General features: G+C 63.4%; 15 protein-coding genes. 12 read left to right on the forward strand and 3 right to left on the reverse strand.

The features are described 5' to 3' along the window. Positions 1-248: 248 nt before the first annotated feature. Positions 249-566 (forward strand): hypothetical protein, encoded by a 318-nt coding sequence (locus tag PPN31114_RS09780; RefSeq protein ID WP_150679342.1) that lies wholly within the window; start codon positions 249-251, stop codon positions 564-566. Positions 567-883: 317 nt separating this feature from the next. After that, positions 884-1486 carry a BPSL1445 family SYLF domain-containing lipoprotein gene (locus tag PPN31114_RS09785; protein WP_150679343.1) on the forward strand — a complete coding sequence of 201 codons (603 nt, stop codon included), beginning with the start codon at positions 884-886 and terminating at the stop codon, positions 1484-1486. Between the two features lie 102 nt (positions 1487-1588). Here the strand turns inward: PPN31114_RS09785 and PPN31114_RS09790 are convergent, their stop codons facing one another. The 3 genes from PPN31114_RS09790 to PPN31114_RS09800 all read right to left on the reverse strand — a co-directional run bounded on the left by PPN31114_RS09790 (position 1589) and on the right by PPN31114_RS09800 (position 4808). Next, complete coding sequence (locus tag PPN31114_RS09790; RefSeq protein WP_174987893.1) at positions 1589-2458, reverse strand: ABC transporter permease; 870 nt, start codon at positions 2456-2458, stop codon at positions 1589-1591. Positions 2459-2544: 86 nt separating this feature from the next. After that, the gene (locus PPN31114_RS09795; RefSeq protein ID WP_246182491.1) at positions 2545-3396 is read right to left on the reverse strand and encodes an ABC transporter ATP-binding protein; all 852 of its coding nucleotides are present in this window, start codon (positions 3394-3396) and stop codon (positions 2545-2547) included. Positions 3397-3848: 452 nt separating this feature from the next. After that, complete coding sequence (locus PPN31114_RS09800) at positions 3849-4808, reverse strand: ABC transporter substrate-binding protein (protein WP_246182561.1); 960 nt, start codon at positions 4806-4808, stop codon at positions 3849-3851. 360 nt (positions 4809-5168) lie between these two features. On the opposite strand from PPN31114_RS09800, the gene PPN31114_RS09805 reads away from it, so the two are divergent. The 10 genes from PPN31114_RS09805 (at position 5169) to PPN31114_RS09850 (ending at position 15923) form a co-directional block, all read left to right on the forward strand. Next, a complete protein-coding gene (locus tag PPN31114_RS09805; RefSeq protein ID WP_150679345.1) occupies positions 5169-5840 on the forward strand; it encodes a response regulator transcription factor in 672 nt (223 codons plus the stop codon). Further along, on the forward strand, positions 5833-7224 hold the full coding sequence (locus PPN31114_RS09810) for a sensor histidine kinase (RefSeq protein ID WP_246182492.1): 1392 nt from the start codon (positions 5833-5835) through the stop codon (positions 7222-7224). The genes PPN31114_RS09805 and PPN31114_RS09810 overlap by 8 nt, the downstream gene beginning before the upstream one ends. Before the next feature lie 372 nt (positions 7225-7596). Then, the gene (locus tag PPN31114_RS09815; RefSeq protein WP_150679346.1) at positions 7597-8502 is read left to right on the forward strand and encodes a sensor histidine kinase; all 906 of its coding nucleotides are present in this window, start codon (positions 7597-7599) and stop codon (positions 8500-8502) included. Beyond that, positions 8499-9158 (forward strand): response regulator, encoded by a 660-nt coding sequence (locus PPN31114_RS09820; protein WP_150679347.1) that lies wholly within the window; start codon positions 8499-8501, stop codon positions 9156-9158. The genes PPN31114_RS09815 and PPN31114_RS09820 overlap by 4 nt, the downstream gene beginning before the upstream one ends. A gap of 426 nt (positions 9159-9584) precedes the next feature. Beyond that, positions 9585-10997, forward strand: coding sequence for a flagellin N-terminal helical domain-containing protein (locus PPN31114_RS09825; protein ID WP_150679348.1), 1413 nt, complete (start codon positions 9585-9587; stop codon positions 10995-10997). Between the two features lie 157 nt (positions 10998-11154). Continuing rightward, complete coding sequence (gene fliD, locus PPN31114_RS09830; protein WP_150679349.1) at positions 11155-13260, forward strand: flagellar filament capping protein FliD; 2106 nt, start codon at positions 11155-11157, stop codon at positions 13258-13260. A 42-nt stretch (positions 13261-13302) separates the two neighbouring features. Further along, positions 13303-13737, forward strand: coding sequence for a flagellar export chaperone FliS (gene fliS, locus PPN31114_RS09835; protein ID WP_150679350.1), 435 nt, complete (start codon positions 13303-13305; stop codon positions 13735-13737). Beyond that, positions 13730-14068, forward strand: coding sequence for a flagellar protein FliT (locus tag PPN31114_RS09840; RefSeq protein WP_058376534.1), 339 nt, complete (start codon positions 13730-13732; stop codon positions 14066-14068). The genes fliS and PPN31114_RS09840 overlap by 8 nt, the downstream gene beginning before the upstream one ends. A gap of 65 nt (positions 14069-14133) precedes the next feature. Further along, the gene (gene fliK / locus PPN31114_RS09845; RefSeq protein WP_150679351.1) at positions 14134-15552 is read left to right on the forward strand and encodes a flagellar hook-length control protein FliK; all 1419 of its coding nucleotides are present in this window, start codon (positions 14134-14136) and stop codon (positions 15550-15552) included. Beyond that, positions 15549-15923, forward strand: a complete 375-nt coding sequence (locus tag PPN31114_RS09850; protein ID WP_150679352.1) for an EscU/YscU/HrcU family type III secretion system export apparatus switch protein — start codon at positions 15549-15551, stop codon at positions 15921-15923. The genes fliK and PPN31114_RS09850 overlap by 4 nt, the downstream gene beginning before the upstream one ends. The last annotated feature ends 230 nt before the right edge of the window (positions 15924-16153 follow it).

Here is a 16153-nt window from a genome sequence, read left to right on the forward strand (position 1 = left end):
CGGGCGTGCTGTCATTGAGGAGATTGACGATGCCCCGCTGCACCGCCACGCTGTCCCCGATGTCTGATCTGCCGCTTAGTTCTGCTTCACGCCTCGCCGCTTCACCCGCGTCGTCTACTGCCTCCGCTTCGCCACCTTCTGCGTCGGTTGGCTCGCTTGTCTCATTTGCCCCGCACTTCCGTCTCGGGCATCCCGTTGTGAGCGCTAAAGGGCTGCGCACCCTCTTGCGAGCCGGTGTCGCCTTCGTCATGCTTGGCACCAGCGGCTTCGCCCTTGCCCAAACCCCGGTTTGCTTCGATAGCGTGGGCCGCGCATTGCCCCCCGACCAGTGCTCGCAGGCCGCCCGTAATCAGGCCGCAGCACAAGCGGCCACGGCGACGGAGGCGAGCCCGACGCAACGCGAAGAATGCCGAGCGCTCGCCGACAAGATCGCTAACACCCCCGACAAGCCGGTCTACACCCGAGACCGCCCTGTCGTGCAACCGAACGGCAACCGTATCGACATTCCTACACGCACCAACCCGCGCAAAGCGCTCAAGGAAGAATACATGCGCAAGTGCACGTAGGCAGGCGCCTACAAGTTGACGCAAGAAGCGCGCACGTTAGCGTATTTTGTCGCGCGATCTTCTTGACAACGGCCGTAGACGCCGCATAATCGACGTCATGTCGACGCACTGTCGGCCACCATCGCGATGTGGAACGAACCATCGCCCGGTGCCAGAGGCGGCATCTCTCGGATGCCGAAGCATCGACCTCATCATCCGCTTCACCGTCGTTGCGGGCCGCCCCCGCCGATCTATCCGGGCGCCTGCCACGACATGACGTTTTTATCCGCATCCAAGCCGCAGCCTGTCCGTGCGGCCCATGCTTCTGGAGGGAGAAAATGCAAAAACGCGATTTCCTGATGAAAACTTCCGTCGCCGTTGCCGCCGCCGCGTTCGCGCTGGCCGGTTGCTCGACGACCAGCCCGTCGCAAGCCGACAAGAGCGATAGCTCCCCCTCGGTCAACGCCAACAAGCGCCGTGAAATCGACGCTTCGGTGAACGGCGCACTCGACAAGATGTACACCACGGTCAAGGGTTCGCGCGAGCTGGTGAGCAAGGCCCGTGGCGTGCTCGTGTTCCCGTCGGTGCTGCAAGCCGGTTTCGTCGTGGGCGGCGAATACGGCGAAGGCGCACTGCGCGTAGGCGGTGCCACGCAGGGTTACTACAACACGGTGACGGCATCGTTCGGCCTGCAAATCGGCGCGCAATCGAAGGCTGTGATCTTCCTGTTCATGACGCAAGACGCGCTCGACAAATTCCAGCGCACCGACGGCTGGACGGCCGGGGCCGATGCCTCCGTCGCCGTGGTCAAGATCGGTGCGAACGGTGCGGTCGACCTGAACACCGCCACCTCGCCGGTGGAAGTGATCATCATGACCAACGCCGGTCTGATGGCGAACCTGAATGTCGAAGGCACGAAGGTCACCAAGCTGAAGATTTAACGCTGAGCCGTCGGGCTCACGATGCTCCAAAGGAAGACGGCGCCACCCCGCAAAGGGTGGCGCCGTTTTTTGTGCCCGCCGGTCAGCACCGGCTAACGTGTCTTACTCGTTGCTGAACGCTGCCGGACGCCACTTCAGCAAACGCTTCTCGAGCGACGTGAGCAGATAGTCCGCCCCCAACGCGACCGCCGCCAACACGATCATCGCCGCGAACACGCCGCTGGCATTGAACGCGCCTTGCGCGGTCGAGATCAGCAAACCGATACCCTGCTTCGACCCAAGGAATTCACCGACCACGGCACCGACCAGTGCGAAGCCGAAGCTCACGTGCAGACTCGCGAGAATCCACGACAGCGCCGACGGAATCACCACCGCCATCGTCACCTGACGACGCGACGCGCCCAGAATCTGCGCATTCGCAATCATGTAGCGGTCGGCTTCACGCACGCCTTGAAACGCGTTGGCGAACACCACGAAGAACACCATCACCACGGCGAGCGCCACCTTCGACGCCATGCCCAGCCCGAACGCGATTACGAAGATCGAACCGAGCACCACGCGCGGAATCGAGTTCGCGATCTGAATATAGAGGCTGAACACATCCGAGAGCAGCTTGTTGCGGCCCAGCACGATGCCGCAAATCACCCCCGCGACGCCACCGATGAGAAAGCCCAGCACCGTCTCTTCCAACGTGACGAGCACCTGCGCCCAGAGCGGCCCCTGCGACGTGCCATTCACGCACCAGTCGTAAATCTGCTCGACGATCAGCGTCGGTTGCGAGAAGAAGAACGGATCGATCCAGCCGATGCGCGCCGCCACTTCCCAGCCGCCGAGGCCGATCACCAGAATCGCCACGCGCAGAAAAATCACCAGCGCACGGCGTTGTTTGATGCGGCGTTGCGCCGCGGCTTCTTCACGCGCGAGATCGGCGTCGCCGAACCCTGCCAGCATGGCCTGTTCACTCATGTTCATGCCCTCCTCCTGACGGCATGGGTACGCGCGGCTGCGCCTACCCTTCAATTCACTTTGATTGCCCCCGACGATGCCGGGGCGCAACATCACCCGATCTTCACTTCTTCGCGCAGATCCGCCCAGATCTCGCGCGAGATATCGATGAAGCGCTGTTCGTAACGAATCTCCGACATCACGCGCGGGCGCGGCAGGTCGATCGTGTACACGTTCTTGAGCGTTGCCGGACGCGCGGTCAGCACGAACACCCGGTCGGCCAGGGCAATCGCTTCTTCCAGATCGTGCGTGACGAACACCACCGAGCCCGACGTCGACGACCACAGTTGCAGCAGCTCGTCTTGCATGAGCGTGCGCGTCTGCATGTCGAGCGCGGAGAACGGCTCGTCCATCAGCAGAATTTCCGGGCCGTTGATGAACGTCTGCGCCAGTGCCACGCGCTTGCGCATGCCGCCCGAGAGTTGGTGCGGGTAATGGCTGCCGAACTTGTCGAGCCCTACGCGCTTGATCCACTGATCGGCGAGCGCGTAAGCGGCGTCCTTCGACTGACCGCGAAACAGCGGGCCCGCCGCCACGTTCTCGCGCACGCTGCGCCACGGAAACACTGCGTCGTTCTGGAACACGAAGCCGATGCGCGGGTCGATGCCGTTCACCGGCTGGCCCATCACGCGCACGCTGCCCGCGGTCGGACGCAGCAAGCCGGTAATCATCGACAGCGTGGTCGACTTACCGCAGCCGGTCGGGCCGACGATGGCGACGAATTCGCCGCGCGCCACCGACATGCTGAAGTTGCGCAGCGCAATGGTGGCCTTGCCGTCCGGCGAGATGAAGCGGCACGACACGTTGTCGAACTCGATGGCCGGGGTGTCGCGCGAGACTGCGCTAGCCGCACGGGACGGCGCCTGCGCGGTGGGGATGTTGGTCTGGCTAATCGTCTGAGTCATGCCCAGCTCCTCTGGTACGTTGTTAGGGCCTGTTCCCCCTAATTCCGGGCTCGTGAACGTGTTCTACCGGCTGGCTGGCAAGGCGCCCGCAGCGCCGCTTGGTCGCTCCAAGCAAGCTGCGGGCAACGCCGCCAGACGGCCGGTAGGGCACGTTCCCTCCGGGTTGCCCACCCAAAGGGGCGATCGCTGCGTCATGACCCTCGCGAATATTCCCGATATTCACTTCGGCTCATTCCTTGCGCTCGCCCCTTTGGCCGGGCAACACGAGCCCGGAATTAGGGGGAACAGGCCCTAGGTGCCATTTGCGCTTGCGCGTCATTTTCAAGGGGTGAGCCAGCCCGCACACCTGACGGAAGTCGGGTGTGGGCGGCTCGGTGGGCTGCGCGTCTGACTGACCGCGCGCCGGTACTACAGGGTCAAGAGGTGCGAGTGGTGCAATCGCGGCGAATCAATTACTTCGCCTGATCGACAAACTCGTTGGTGTACGTCTTCGACAGATCGATGTGCTTGCCCTTCACGTTCGGGTTGAACGCGGCGAGCACCTTCAGCACGGTCTCGGGGCCACCGTTGGGCATGCGGCCATCCGGCGAGAACATCGGCAGCGAATTTTGCAGCGCCTGCACATACAGTGCCTTGTTGTTGCCGTAGTAGTCCTTCGGCATCTTGTCGGCGATCTCGGCCGCCGAGTGCGTGTTGATGTACTTCAGCGTCTTCACGAACGCACGCGCAAGCTTGGTCGCTTCGGGCTTGTGCTTGTCGAGCCACGCGCGTTGCACGTACAGGCTCGATGCCGGGTAAGCGCCGCCGAGTGCGGCAACCGTGCCTTCCATCGTGCGCATGTCGACCAGCACAGCGGCGTCGCCCGTCTTGAGCAACTGCGAGGCGGTCGGCTCGGTGGTCATGCCCGCGTCGATGCGGTTCTGCTTGATGGCGGCGATAAACGTGTTGTCCGCGCCCACCGGCAGCACCGAATACTGCGACGACGGAATACCGTGCTTCGCGGCGAGGTATTGCGTGAGGAAGTTGGTCGACGAGCCCAGACCGGTCACGCCAAGGGTCTTGCCCTTCACGTCGGCCATGCTCTTGATGGTGTCTTTGCTCTTCGCGTTGACGAGTTCGACTTCACCCGGCACCTGACCGAAGATCACGATCGCCTGAATTTCCTTGCCCTTGCTCTGCAAGTCGATCGAGTGATCGTAGAAACCCACCACGGCCTGCACGGCACCGGCGAGCAGTTCGTTCTCTGCGTCCACGCCGGCGGGCTGCGAGAGCAGCTCGACGTTCAGGCCTTCTTCCTTGAAGTAACCCAGTTGCTCGGCAAGCTTGGCCGGCAGATAGATCATCTTCGTGATACCGCCCACCATGATCGTGACCTTGCCGCTGTCGGCGGCAAAGCCCGGTGCGCTGGCCATGGCCAATGCCGCGCCGAACACGCTGGCGAGGACGGGTTTCACAAGGGCTTTCGGCAGACGCAGGCCAAGGCTTGCTCGCATTGTGGTGTCTCCATTGTTTTAGGGATAATGGGCCGACCCGCTGAGCGGTGACGGCAGGCCTCGCGCACAAGTGCCGCAAAGCCAGGGCAGCGATCCTTTCATCTGCCATGGGCGGATTGTAGAAAAACGAAGCTTTCATCAAGCTTTCGCCCCATGCAGGTTTTCGCTCGCCACAGGGGGGTGTTTACCCGCTGTTGGCGTGACACGGCACTGCGGGCACACTCCGGGGCGCGCTAATGCGCACCGATGTGCTTCACGAGAGCCCTACGCTCGACCGTCATGAAACTGCTGCTGATCGAAGATAACGACACCCTCGCCCATTGGCTCGCTCGCATGCTGCGCGACGACAACTTCACCGTCGACGCGGCGCGTGACGGCGACGCGGCCGACCGTCTGCTGCAAACGGAAACTTACGATGTGGTGCTGCTCGATCTCATGCTGCCCAAGCTCGGCGGCAAGCACGTGTTGCGTCGGCTGCGCGAGCGACGCAACAACGTGCCGGTGATCATCCTGACGGCGAGCGGGTCGGTCGACGAGAAGGTCGACTGCCTTGGCGCGGGGGCCGACGACTATCTCGTCAAACCTTTCGAAGTGCGCGAACTCATCGCACGCGTGAAGGCGCTCGCGCGCCGTCATGCGCCGGAGCAAAGCGCCGACTTCGTGTGCGCCGACCTGAGCTACCACGCCGGTACGCGCCAGTTCACGATTGCGGGGGCACCGCTCGCGCTGCCCTCGCGCGAACACGCCGTGCTCGAAATTCTGATGCGCAAGCAGGGCAAGACCGTGGCCAAGAGCGCGCTCGTCGACGGCGTTTTCGGTCTGGACGACGAGCCGAGCGCCGACGCCATCGAGATCTATATCCACCGCCTACGCAAAAAACTCGAGCCGAGCCGCGCGGCCATCATGACCCTGCGCGGGCTGGGCTATCTGTTGCGCGAAAAAGATGCTTAGCCTTCGCGTCAGATTGCTGATGTGGCTGATGCTGCCGCTCTCGCTCTACATCGGCGCGAGCGGCTGGCTGGCCTATCGCAGCGCCCACGACACCGCGGAACTCGTGCAGGACCGGGCGTTGCTCACGTCAGCGCAGGTCATCGCGGGCCAGATCGCGTGGGTGGACGGCGCCCTGCGCGCGAACGTGCCACCGTCGGCGCTGGAGCTATTCGCTTCGCCCGAACACGACCGTGTGTTCTATCAGGTGATCACCGAAAACGGCCAACTGCTCGCCGGGCCGCCCGACTTTCCGCATCCGCCGCTGTTCCCGGCCACGGTGCCCAGCTATTCGACCATCCGCTTCAACGACGAGCCCCTGCGCGTGATCAGCTTCGTGCGCACGATGTACGACTCGGGCGAACCGCACCGCGTGGCGGTGGTCGTGGCCGAGACGATGTACGCGCACGACCGGATGCTGTCCGAACTGTGGGAGCCGTCGCTGCATCGGCAAATCGCCATGGCCGCGTTGGCCGCGTTGCTGGTGCTCATCGGGTTGACGGTGGAACTGCATCCGCTCATCCGACTGAAGGACGAAGTGGCCGGACGCTCGCCGCAGGAACTGGTGCCGATTCGCGCCGGGCAGTTGCAAACCGAACTTCGCCCGATCGTCGATGCTATAAATTTGTGCATTCAGCGGCTCTCCGCGCAGGCGCAACAGCAGCGGCGCTTCGTGGCGGACGCAGCCCATCAGTTGCGCACCCCGCTCACGCTGCTCGACACGCAGCTTCAATTTGCCGCGCAACTCGACGACCGCGCCCAACTCGCCGACGTGCTCACCGCCATGCAGACCAGCAGCCAGGGGCTAGCCGATCTGACCAACAAGCTGTTGCTGCTCTCGCAAGCCGAGGCCGCCGACACGCCGGCGTTCTCGCGTTCGCGCGTCGATCTGGTGGCCGTGGCCGCGGGCGTGCTCGAAGAACTGGTGGCACTGGCGCAACGGCGCAACATCGATCTGGGGTTCGAATCGGCCCACACGCACGTCTGGGTGGCGGGCAATAGCGGGCTCTTTCATGCGATGGTCATGAATCTTGTCGACAATGCGATCCGCTACATCCACGAGGGCGGACGCGTCACCGTGGCCATCGACAGCGCGGACAACGTCGCGCGACTCAGCGTCATCGACAACGGACCGGGCATTCACGCCGAAGCGCGCCAGCGCGTATTCGAACGCTTCTACCGCAACGCGCCGCCGGGCCAGCCGGGCACCGGCCTCGGGCTTGCCATCGTCAAGGAGATCGTCGCCGCCAGCCACGGCACCGTGACGCTCGCCCCGGGCGACGACGGCCGCGGCCTGATCGTGACGGTATCGCTACCCCTCAGTTCGGAGGCCGAAAGCAACGCCTAATCGGTGACACGAGGGCGAAGCCGTTACCGATAAGGCGCAGGTAAACCCGGGCGAATCGCTGAAAGAAAATAACATCTGTATGAAGTCACCCCGAAAATTAAGGCGTTACAATCGTTTAGATCGAACATGTCGTTTGAAACATACGCTCGACTGGATGCGCTAGGACAAACCCTGATATATTTGGGGTCTTCGCAGAATCCTCCTCAAGCAAGTGGAAACTTCTTGATCCAAATCAATTAGTTACACCTCGCTGTCAACCACGTGGGTGCCCGCCGCGTGTAATTGTGACGAAATGTAAAGTTTGTTAAATTGAATGTGGGTCTCGCCGCGTGGGTTGCGGCAAGAGACTTTTTCTCTCAGGGATTTGCCTCCATGCCGTATCTCGTCGATCCTGCCGCACAGGCTGCGAGACGTCGCGTGTCGCTTGACGACGCGTTGCACTCGCGCGCCGTGACGCCGGTATCGGATCAGCCCGCCGCAAGCGGCGCGGCGTTGCCGCCCGAGCCGGTCTCTCGACCCGCGCGCGCTGCCGTGGCACGTCCGCTCGCGCAATCGGTAGCCCGAAAGATCGACGCCGCCCGCGAAGCCGAGCGCACGCGCATTGCGCAAGAGATGCACGATGGGCTGGGCGCCCAACTCACGGCCTTGCAACTGGTGGTCGCACGCTTGTCGACGCGCGCCCCCAGCGACGCCGCCGAATGGCAATCCCTCTGTACCCAGATTCAGCACGCCGCCAACGCGGCACAAGATGCCGCCGACGAGCTTGTCGGCCGTCACCGTCCGCCGGTGCTCGACGCGGGGCTCGTCCCGGCGCTGCGCACCTGGTTGCGCGGGTTCGGCGAGCAAGGCGGCCTCACGTGCATTTGGCGTTGCGACGACGTCACGCGCGAGCGTGTCACCCATCTCACGCCTGACGCGATGCTTGCGCTGTACCGCATTGCCCAGGAAGCGCTGACCAATGTCGCCCGGCACGCACGCGCAACGCGCGTGGTCGTGGCGCTCGACAGCAGTCATCGTTCACTCAAACTTACGATTTCCGACGACGGTTGCGGCGTAGCCCGCGGCGCGCGTCGCAAGCACGGACATTTCGGACTGGTGGGCATGCGCGAGCGTTGTACGGCGCTCGGCGGCACGCTACGCATTGGCAGTGTTCAAGGATCGGGGACGCTCGTGAGCGCACGTCTTCCCTGGCACCAGATCCTGTCGGCCCCGACAGCGGCGCTCGCTGCCGGTCTTGAAGTCCCGGAATCGCTTGCCCTTCACGGATACGCATCATGACGCTAAGAGTGCTCATCGTCGACGACCACGCCATCGTGCGCCAGGGCGTCCGGCAGTTGCTCTCCGATAGCGGGAGCATCGCCGTCATCGGCGAAGCCGATTGCGGCGCAGAAGCGCTGGAAATGACAGACGCCGCACAGTGGGACATCGTCCTGCTCGATATTTCGCTGCCCGACACGAACGGTCTCGAAATTCTGAAGACCCTGCGGCGCAAACACCCGCGCCTGCCGGTGATGATCTTCAGCATGTACGGCGAAGGCCAGTTTGCCTTGCGCGCGCTCAAAGCTGGCGCAGCCGGCTATCTGAGCAAACGTTCAAACGCCCAGCAACTGGTCTCCGCAGTGCGGCAGGTCGCCGCAGGCCGCAAGTACGTGAGCCCGATGGTGGCCGAGACGCTCGCCGACTATCTAGGCCCCGACGCCGACCAGCCGCCGCACGAGCGCTTGTCCGATCGCGAATACCAGACGCTGTGCATGATTGGTTCGGGCAAGCGCCTGACCGACATCGCCAACGCCCTCTCGCTCTCGGTGAAGACCGTGAGCGTGTACCGCACCCGCCTGCTCGAGAAGATGCGACTGAACAACAACGCCGAGCTCACGTATTACGTGATGCAACACGGCCTGGTCAGTGCCGAAATGGGCCCCGTGTGCGCCTAAGTTAGTAAGCGCAAACCGCCACATCACGATTGCCGCCCTCGGGCGGCAATATTTTTTCATCCCCCCGAAAAATATTTTTGCGCGCCATTCCCGGCGATGCCGCGCGACGCGAAGCACATCGCCCTCATCACAGTGTGCAGCGCAGGCCGTCACCTCTCCGAGCCTTACCGGACATGAATAGGCGGCACTTTGCCCCTTTCCTTGTCGGATCAATCGTGGAGGAATTTTGTAGACTGGCTTACTAGCGTTTTTCCGACATCGACAGGGTCAGTCGATGGGGGGCGGCAGAGCATTTTGCAAAACCACCCTAAATTTTCCCAAAGGCCGTCCGATATCCCCTACAACGGCGGCTTTCGGCGATTGGCTGGTGAGCCAAAGTTACGGCGCTTAAGCCGGAGCCAAAAATTTTGGGAAAGGAGTGGCTAAATGTCATCTGTCATCAATACCAATATCTTCTCGCTGGTTGCTCAACGTAACCTGAATACGTCGCAATCGGGCCTGCAGACCTCGATCACCCGTCTGTCGTCGGGTATGCGCATCAACAGCGCGGCTGACGACGCCGCTGGCCTCGCGATCACGGACCGTATGTCGGCCCAGATCAACGGCACGCAGCAAGCTCAGCGCAACGCCAACGACGGTATCTCGCTGGTGCAAACCGCTGCGGGCGCCCTGTCGTCGATCACCGACAACCTGCAACGTATCCGTACGCTGGCTGTTCAGTCGACCAACTCGACGAACTCGGCTTCGGACCGCGCTGCACTGGACCAAGAAGTTCAACAGCGTCTGGCTGAAGTGAACCGCCTGGCCACGCAAACGTCGTTCAACGGCCTGAACGTGCTCGACGGCTCGATGGGCACGGCGAACTTCCAAGTGGGTGCTAACGCTGGTCAGACCATCTCGGTCAACCTGCAACAAAGCATGACCATCGCCAGCATCGGCTCGGTCGCACAAACGACCTCGTCGACGAACCCGCTGAGCTTCACCGTTGCTGCTCTGACCGTCCAACTGGGCGCAGGCACGGCAGTGAACGTCAAGGCCGGCACGTACAACAGCTCGGCAGACCTGGCAACGGCCATCAACACGGCTGCACAAAGCGCCGGTTTCACGGGCAACGTCGCTTCGGTCAACTCATCTGGCGAAATCGCGCTCACCAACACCGATCCGACGCAAACGATGACCGTTGCTGGCGCCGACGCCACCACGCTGGGTCTGGCCGTGGCCGCTGGCGTTGCTGGCTCGACGACCACGTCGACCGCCGTCGCTTCGACGTTCTCGCAAACGCTGTCTGCTGGCGACCTGGTCCTGACCGTGAACGGTAAGGCAACCAACATCACCGGCAAGATGAACAGCGCCACCGACCTGGCCAACGCGATCAACTCGTCGAACAGCGGCGTGAACGCGTATGTCGACACCGCCGGCAAGATGCACCTGAGCTCGGGTTCGTCGTTCCAGATCAGCGGCGGTACGGCGGCAACGCTGACCAAGCTGGGCCTGCCGACGGCAGCTACGACTTACGCTACGAGCGGTAGCCTGGCACAAGCCGACGTGAAGACGGTCAACAGCGCCACGCTGATGCTGTCGCAAATCGACTCGGCCATCGGCACCGTCGACACGCTGCAATCGACCCTGGGCGCAATTCAAAACCGCTTCCAGTCGACGATTTCGAGCCTGTCGACCACGACGCAAAACCTGACCTCGGCGCGTTCGGGCGTGCAAGACACCGACTACGCTGCTGAAACGGCTAACCTGACCAAGTCGCAGATTCTGCAACAAGCAGGCATCTCGATGCTGGCTCAGGCAAACCAACTGCCGCAACAAGTGCTGAAGCTTCTCCAGTAAAGCGCCTGTTTGGCATGGTGTAACGCCCGGCGGCAACTCGGCCGGGCCGCCGGCGGCGCCACCTTCACGGGGGGCGTCGCCGCAAGCATTACAAAGGCAATCTTTTTTGCGCCGGCGTTTTGCGCGTTGAGCAACCAATTTAAAGAGCGAGCAATTTATGGCATCCACCGGCAGTTCTACAACGGGCTCTATTTCGTCACCGGGCATTGGCTCCGGGCTGGACGTCAACGCGCTCGTCACCAGTCTGATGCAGCCGGCCACGCAAAAGCTCAACTTGCTCAAGTCGCAAGAGGCCAGCTACCAGACCAAGGTATCGGCACTCGGCAGTCTGCAATCGGCACTTAGTTCGTTCCAAACGTCGCTGTCGGCGCTGTCCTCGGCATCGTCGTTCTTGCAAATGACGGCTACGCCGGGCGACGCGACGTTCCTGACCGCGTCGGCAGATACCACGGCGAAAGCGGGCAGCTACACGATCAACACGACCCAGTTGGCGCAAGCGCAGAGCTTGACGACGTCTGGCGTGTCGGACCCCGCCGCCTCGATCGGTAGCGGCACGTCCACCAAGCTGACCTTCAGCTTCGGCACGATCTCGGGCGGCACGCTCACCAACGGCACGTACACCGGCGCCAGCTTCTCGCCGAACGCGCAGCAGGCGCCGTTTAGCGTCACGATCACCAACACGAATAACTCGCTGCAAGGCATTCGCGACGCCATCAACGCCGCCAACGGCGGTGTGACGGCCACGATCGTGAACGACGGCAGCGCCACGCCGAACCGGTTGGTGCTGACGTCGACGCAGACCGGTCAGACGATGAGCATGAAAGTCGACGTCGCAGCAGGCGGCGACAGCACGCTCACGAACATGCTGGCGTACGACCCGACCGGCACGCAGAACCTGACGCAGACCGCAGCAGGCCAGAACGCCAACCTGACCATCAATGGTCTGGCGGTATCGAGCCCGACCAATACCGTGAAGAGCGCCGTGCAGGGTCTGTCGATGACGCTGCTCAAGACCGGCTCGACCACGGTCAGCGTGAGCAACAACAGCGATGGCGTCAGCAAGTCGGTCAACGATTTCGTCACGGCGTACAACACGCTGCAATCGGCCATCGGCAAGCTGACGTATTTCGACAAGTCGAGCGCCACGCCGGGTAGCACCTCGAACAACAACGGTCCGCTGATCGGCGACACGACCACGCAGATGATCACCACGCAGATCCAGCAGATCCTGAACGGCAAGCTGCCGGGGGTCTCGGGGTCGGTGCTGACATCGCTGGCCGATATCGGCGTGACGTTCCAGGCTGGCGACGGCACCGGCAGCGCCACCGATACCTCGGGCCAGCTCGCGGTCGACTCGACCAAGCTGCAAAAGGCCATCGCTTCGGGCGGGTTCGCTCAGCTCGCCTCGCTGCTGGCGACCAACGGCACGACCACCGACAGCCTGATCAGCTACCAAGGCTCGACCAGCAATACGCAGCCGGGTCAGTACGACGTGGTGATTACGCGCCTGGCAACCCAGGGCACGCTCACGTCGAACGCAACGCTTGGCGCGAACACCATCATCGATGGCACCAACAACACGTTGACGGTGCAGGTCGACGGTAAGAGCACGTCGATCACCATCCCGAACGGCATCTACACGCCGGATAAGATGGCATCGGCGTTGCAAGCGGCCATCAACGGGAACTCGCAGTTCGTCACCAACGGATCGTCGGTGACCGTCAAGCAAACCAACGGCGTTCTCTCGATCACGTCGAACCGTTATGGCTCGGCCTCGAACGTGCGCGTCACGTCGGGCAATGCGATGACGGCGCTGTTCGGCACCGGCGTGTCGCCGAGCACCGATGGTGTGGACGTTGGCGGCTCGATCGGCGGCGTGATTGCGACGGGCAGCGGTCAGTACCTGACCGGCGCGGCGGGTTCGCAGACCGATGGCCTGAAGATCCAGGTCACCGGCACGAACCTTGGCAATCGCGGCACGATCAACTTTTCGCAAGGCTATGCATCGTTGCTGTCGAACCAGGTCAGCAACTTCCTGAGCGCGAAGGGCGCGATCAGCACGGCCCAGTCGAACCTGAACGCCAGCATCAAGCAGGTGCAGCAGCAGGAGAGCGACTGGCAAGACCAGATGACGCAGATGCAGAACCGCTATCTCGCCCAGTTCACGGCACTGGATGCAACGATGGCCAAGCTGCAAAACACCAGCGACTACCTCAAGCAGGTGCTCGGTGGTTCGTCGTCTTCGTCGTCGTCCTCGAAGTAAGCGCACGGCACGCGCCACCGCGCCCGCGCTCCGGAGAAAGTCATGTACGGTCAAAACGCCGCCAACGCGTATCGCAAGGTTGGGCTCGAGACGGGCGTCATTGCCGCGAGTCCGCACCAGCTCATCATGATGCTGTTCGATGGTGCCAAAGCGGCCCTCACCAAAGCACGCGTGCATTTTGAAGACGGCCGCATCGCCGATCGGGGCCAGGCGCTCTCGAAGGCCATCGGCATCATCGGCGGCCTGCGCGACGGGTTGAATATGGAAGTCGGCGGGGAACTGTCCCGTAATCTGGGCGATCTGTACGACTACATGGGGCGGCGTCTGCTCGAGGCGAATCTCGAGAACGACGTGGCCAAAGTACGAGAAGTCGACACCCTGCTCGACACGATTGCATCGGCCTGGCGAGAAATTACGCCGGCTGCCGGCACGGGTGCCCCCGCCGCACAGGCGGGCACCGGAGTGCGCTATGAATGAAGCCACGACCTTGCTGAACTGCTACGAAAGCATTGCCGGCCTCACCGAGCGGATGCTCGGCGTCGCCCGTGAAGGCGACTGGGATGCCCTGATCGATCTCGAGACGCAATATCGCGCGCAGGTCGACGCGATCAAGCAACTCGACGCCGCGTTGCCGCTCAGCGAAGACGAGCGTGCACGCAAACATGCGATCATTCGTCGGATTCTGGCGGACGATGCTGCGATTCGCGACCTCGCGGTGCCGCGTCTGGCGCATCTCGATGCCATGATCAACAGCACGCGCCGTCAACGTGCCTTGCACGAAGTCTACGGCCTGAATCTGGGCGCCTGACGTACGCCTCGCGGCGTCTTCCGCCTGTCATTTAGCAACACGCAATACGGAATACGGAGTACGGCATGGCCGGTCTCGACTCGGTAGTCGCCGCCACCCTCGCGCGGCGGCTCGATTCGCTGCTCGGCTTCGGGCAGGGCGTCTCGTCGTCGGCAGCGCCCAGCGCCGTGGCCGGCATGCCCCCCGCGGGCGATGCGACCTCCGCGCCCGCCGATCTCTCTACCCAAACGTCTCGCGGTGCTGTCGGCGTCGGCAATGCGCCTGCGCAAACGCCCTCGCGCGTGCCTACGCCGGTGCAGCAGGCCACGCTCTCGGCCGCTGCGCGCACGATCGACACCATTCTTCGATTGGCCCCCGATTCCCCCGGCCCGGTGCAAGCGGGCACGCCGGTTTGGCCTGCCGCGCCGGGCACGGGTGCGCCTGCGTTGGCACCGTTGGTCGCGGCCGCCCTCAAGGAAGCGCTCTCGACGAGCGGGCTTTTCTACGAGTCGCATCTCGCGCAATGGGCATCGGGCAGCCGCTCGTTCGAGCAGTTGCAGGCCGAGCCGCAGTTGCGCTGGCCCGCTTCCGCGAATCTCGCTGCGCAATTGCGCGCCGCAGGGGCCGATGCGACGTTGCCGGGCCCCGGTCCGCTCACCCGATTGCTGGGTCCTGCTGGCGGCGAATCTGTGCTCGCGACTGGCTGGCCGACGCTGGGTGTCGGGTCATTGCCGACGGCGGCGGCAGCCCCCGCCGCATCGACTAATCCCGCGCAGCCGGGCGTTGCCGCACAGGCGGACGCAGCCGATGGTGGCTTGCATGCGAGCGCCAATTTGCCGAATACCGCCACCGCGCTCGCGCATGCCGCGAGCGTGGCGCATACGACGAGCAGCGTGCTGCCGACGGGACGCGAAGCCGATGCGTTGCTTGCCAGCGGCGGCGATTCGTCTTCTGCGAACGCGCAAACGCATGGTCCGGCGGGTGCGATTGCCGCTGTGGCGAATGCCCCTGCCGAAAGCGTGACGCTGGTCCGTCAGCAACTCGACATGCTGGTCAATCCGCAATTTCAGTGGAATGGCATGGCGTGGCCGGGCGCGCCGATGGAGTGGCAAGTGGAAGAGCGCGCGTCGCAGCAAGCCCCTGGCGAAGCGGCTGCGCCGTCGACATGGCATACGCATTTGCGTCTGACGCTGCCGTTGCTGGGCACGGTCGACGTGACGCTGGGCTTGTCGGGACAACAGTTGCAGGCACGCGTGCTGGCGGATTCCAACGATTCGGCTTCGGCATTGGCAGGGGAAGGCGAGGATCTGCGGCAGCGGCTGGCGGCGGTCGGGCTGATCGCGAGTCAGTTGTCGTTCGGGGCAATCGAAGCCCAAGCGGCGGCTGATTCGGCGGGCAGCGCGGCAGTTTCAGACGCGAACGCAGTGGCGAGTGAGAGCGCCGCCGAGTTACCGGTGCCGCTTGCATCGACGGGTGAGTCGACCACCGACGGAGGCACGGTATGACGCTGCCACCGGAACGCCGCACAGCGGTCGCGCTGGCTTATGGCGCGAAGGACACGGCACCGCGTGTGGTGGCCAAGGGTTACGGTTTGCTCGCGGAGACCATCGTGCGCACGGCGCGCGAACATGGCTTGTATGTGCACGAGTCGCCGGAGTTGGTGAGCTTGCTCATGCAGGTCGACCTCGACCAGCGCATTCCGGCGCAGTTGTATCAGGCCGTGGCGGAACTGCTCGCGTGGCTTTACAAACTGGAAGCTGGGCGCGGTGGTAAGCCACCACAGTTGCCGCCGGGCATGTTGCCGCCGCAGGCGGAAACGGCTGCGCCCTCGCCTGCGCCCGCTGCACCACAAACCACATCCGGCAACGACGCCTGAGTTCAGCGACACGATGCGTCTCGCCGGTCGGCGCGCATCGTGAACAGTCCGATTTCTTTCCGTTCTCGATAGAAAGCGACCGCTCGCAAAACGAGCATTCATGCGGCTTTCCGCTGCATCGCCGTCAATCCTAAGCGCCGCCCTTTGGGCATGGCGCGTCTCACATCACTAGCATGTCTTTCGCGCGTTTCGGTGCCTGACCGAAGCGCGCGTCGTTCCGACATGACTCG

This window comes from Pandoraea pneumonica, assembly GCF_902459645.1.
Taxonomy (GTDB): Bacteria; Pseudomonadota; Gammaproteobacteria; order Burkholderiales; family Burkholderiaceae; genus Pandoraea; species Pandoraea pneumonica.

Coding starts and splice junctions, on each gene's coding strand:
- PPN31114_RS09790 (WP_174987893.1), bottom strand. CDS start 2,458: ATGAACATGAGTGAACAGGCCATGCTGGCAGGGTTCGGCGACGCCGAT.
- fliK (WP_150679351.1), top strand. CDS start 14,134: ATGGCCGGTCTCGACTCGGTAGTCGCCGCCACCCTCGCGCGGCGGCTC.
- PPN31114_RS09825 (WP_150679348.1), top strand. CDS start 9,585: ATGTCATCTGTCATCAATACCAATATCTTCTCGCTGGTTGCTCAACGT.
- PPN31114_RS09800 (WP_246182561.1), bottom strand. CDS start 4,808: ATGGCCAGCGCACCGGGCTTTGCCGCCGACAGCGGCAAGGTCACGATC.
- PPN31114_RS09850 (WP_150679352.1), top strand. CDS start 15,549: ATGACGCTGCCACCGGAACGCCGCACAGCGGTCGCGCTGGCTTATGGC.
- PPN31114_RS09810 (WP_246182492.1), top strand. CDS start 5,833: ATGCTTAGCCTTCGCGTCAGATTGCTGATGTGGCTGATGCTGCCGCTC.
- PPN31114_RS09785 (WP_150679343.1), top strand. CDS start 884: ATGCAAAAACGCGATTTCCTGATGAAAACTTCCGTCGCCGTTGCCGCC.
- PPN31114_RS09840 (WP_058376534.1), top strand. CDS start 13,730: ATGAATGAAGCCACGACCTTGCTGAACTGCTACGAAAGCATTGCCGGC.
- PPN31114_RS09780 (WP_150679342.1), top strand. CDS start 249: ATGCTTGGCACCAGCGGCTTCGCCCTTGCCCAAACCCCGGTTTGCTTC.
- PPN31114_RS09820 (WP_150679347.1), top strand. CDS start 8,499: ATGACGCTAAGAGTGCTCATCGTCGACGACCACGCCATCGTGCGCCAG.
- PPN31114_RS09815 (WP_150679346.1), top strand. CDS start 7,597: ATGCCGTATCTCGTCGATCCTGCCGCACAGGCTGCGAGACGTCGCGTG.
- fliD (WP_150679349.1), top strand. CDS start 11,155: ATGGCATCCACCGGCAGTTCTACAACGGGCTCTATTTCGTCACCGGGC.
- PPN31114_RS09795 (WP_246182491.1), bottom strand. CDS start 3,396: ATGACTCAGACGATTAGCCAGACCAACATCCCCACCGCGCAGGCGCCG.
- PPN31114_RS09805 (WP_150679345.1), top strand. CDS start 5,169: ATGAAACTGCTGCTGATCGAAGATAACGACACCCTCGCCCATTGGCTC.
- fliS (WP_150679350.1), top strand. CDS start 13,303: ATGTACGGTCAAAACGCCGCCAACGCGTATCGCAAGGTTGGGCTCGAG.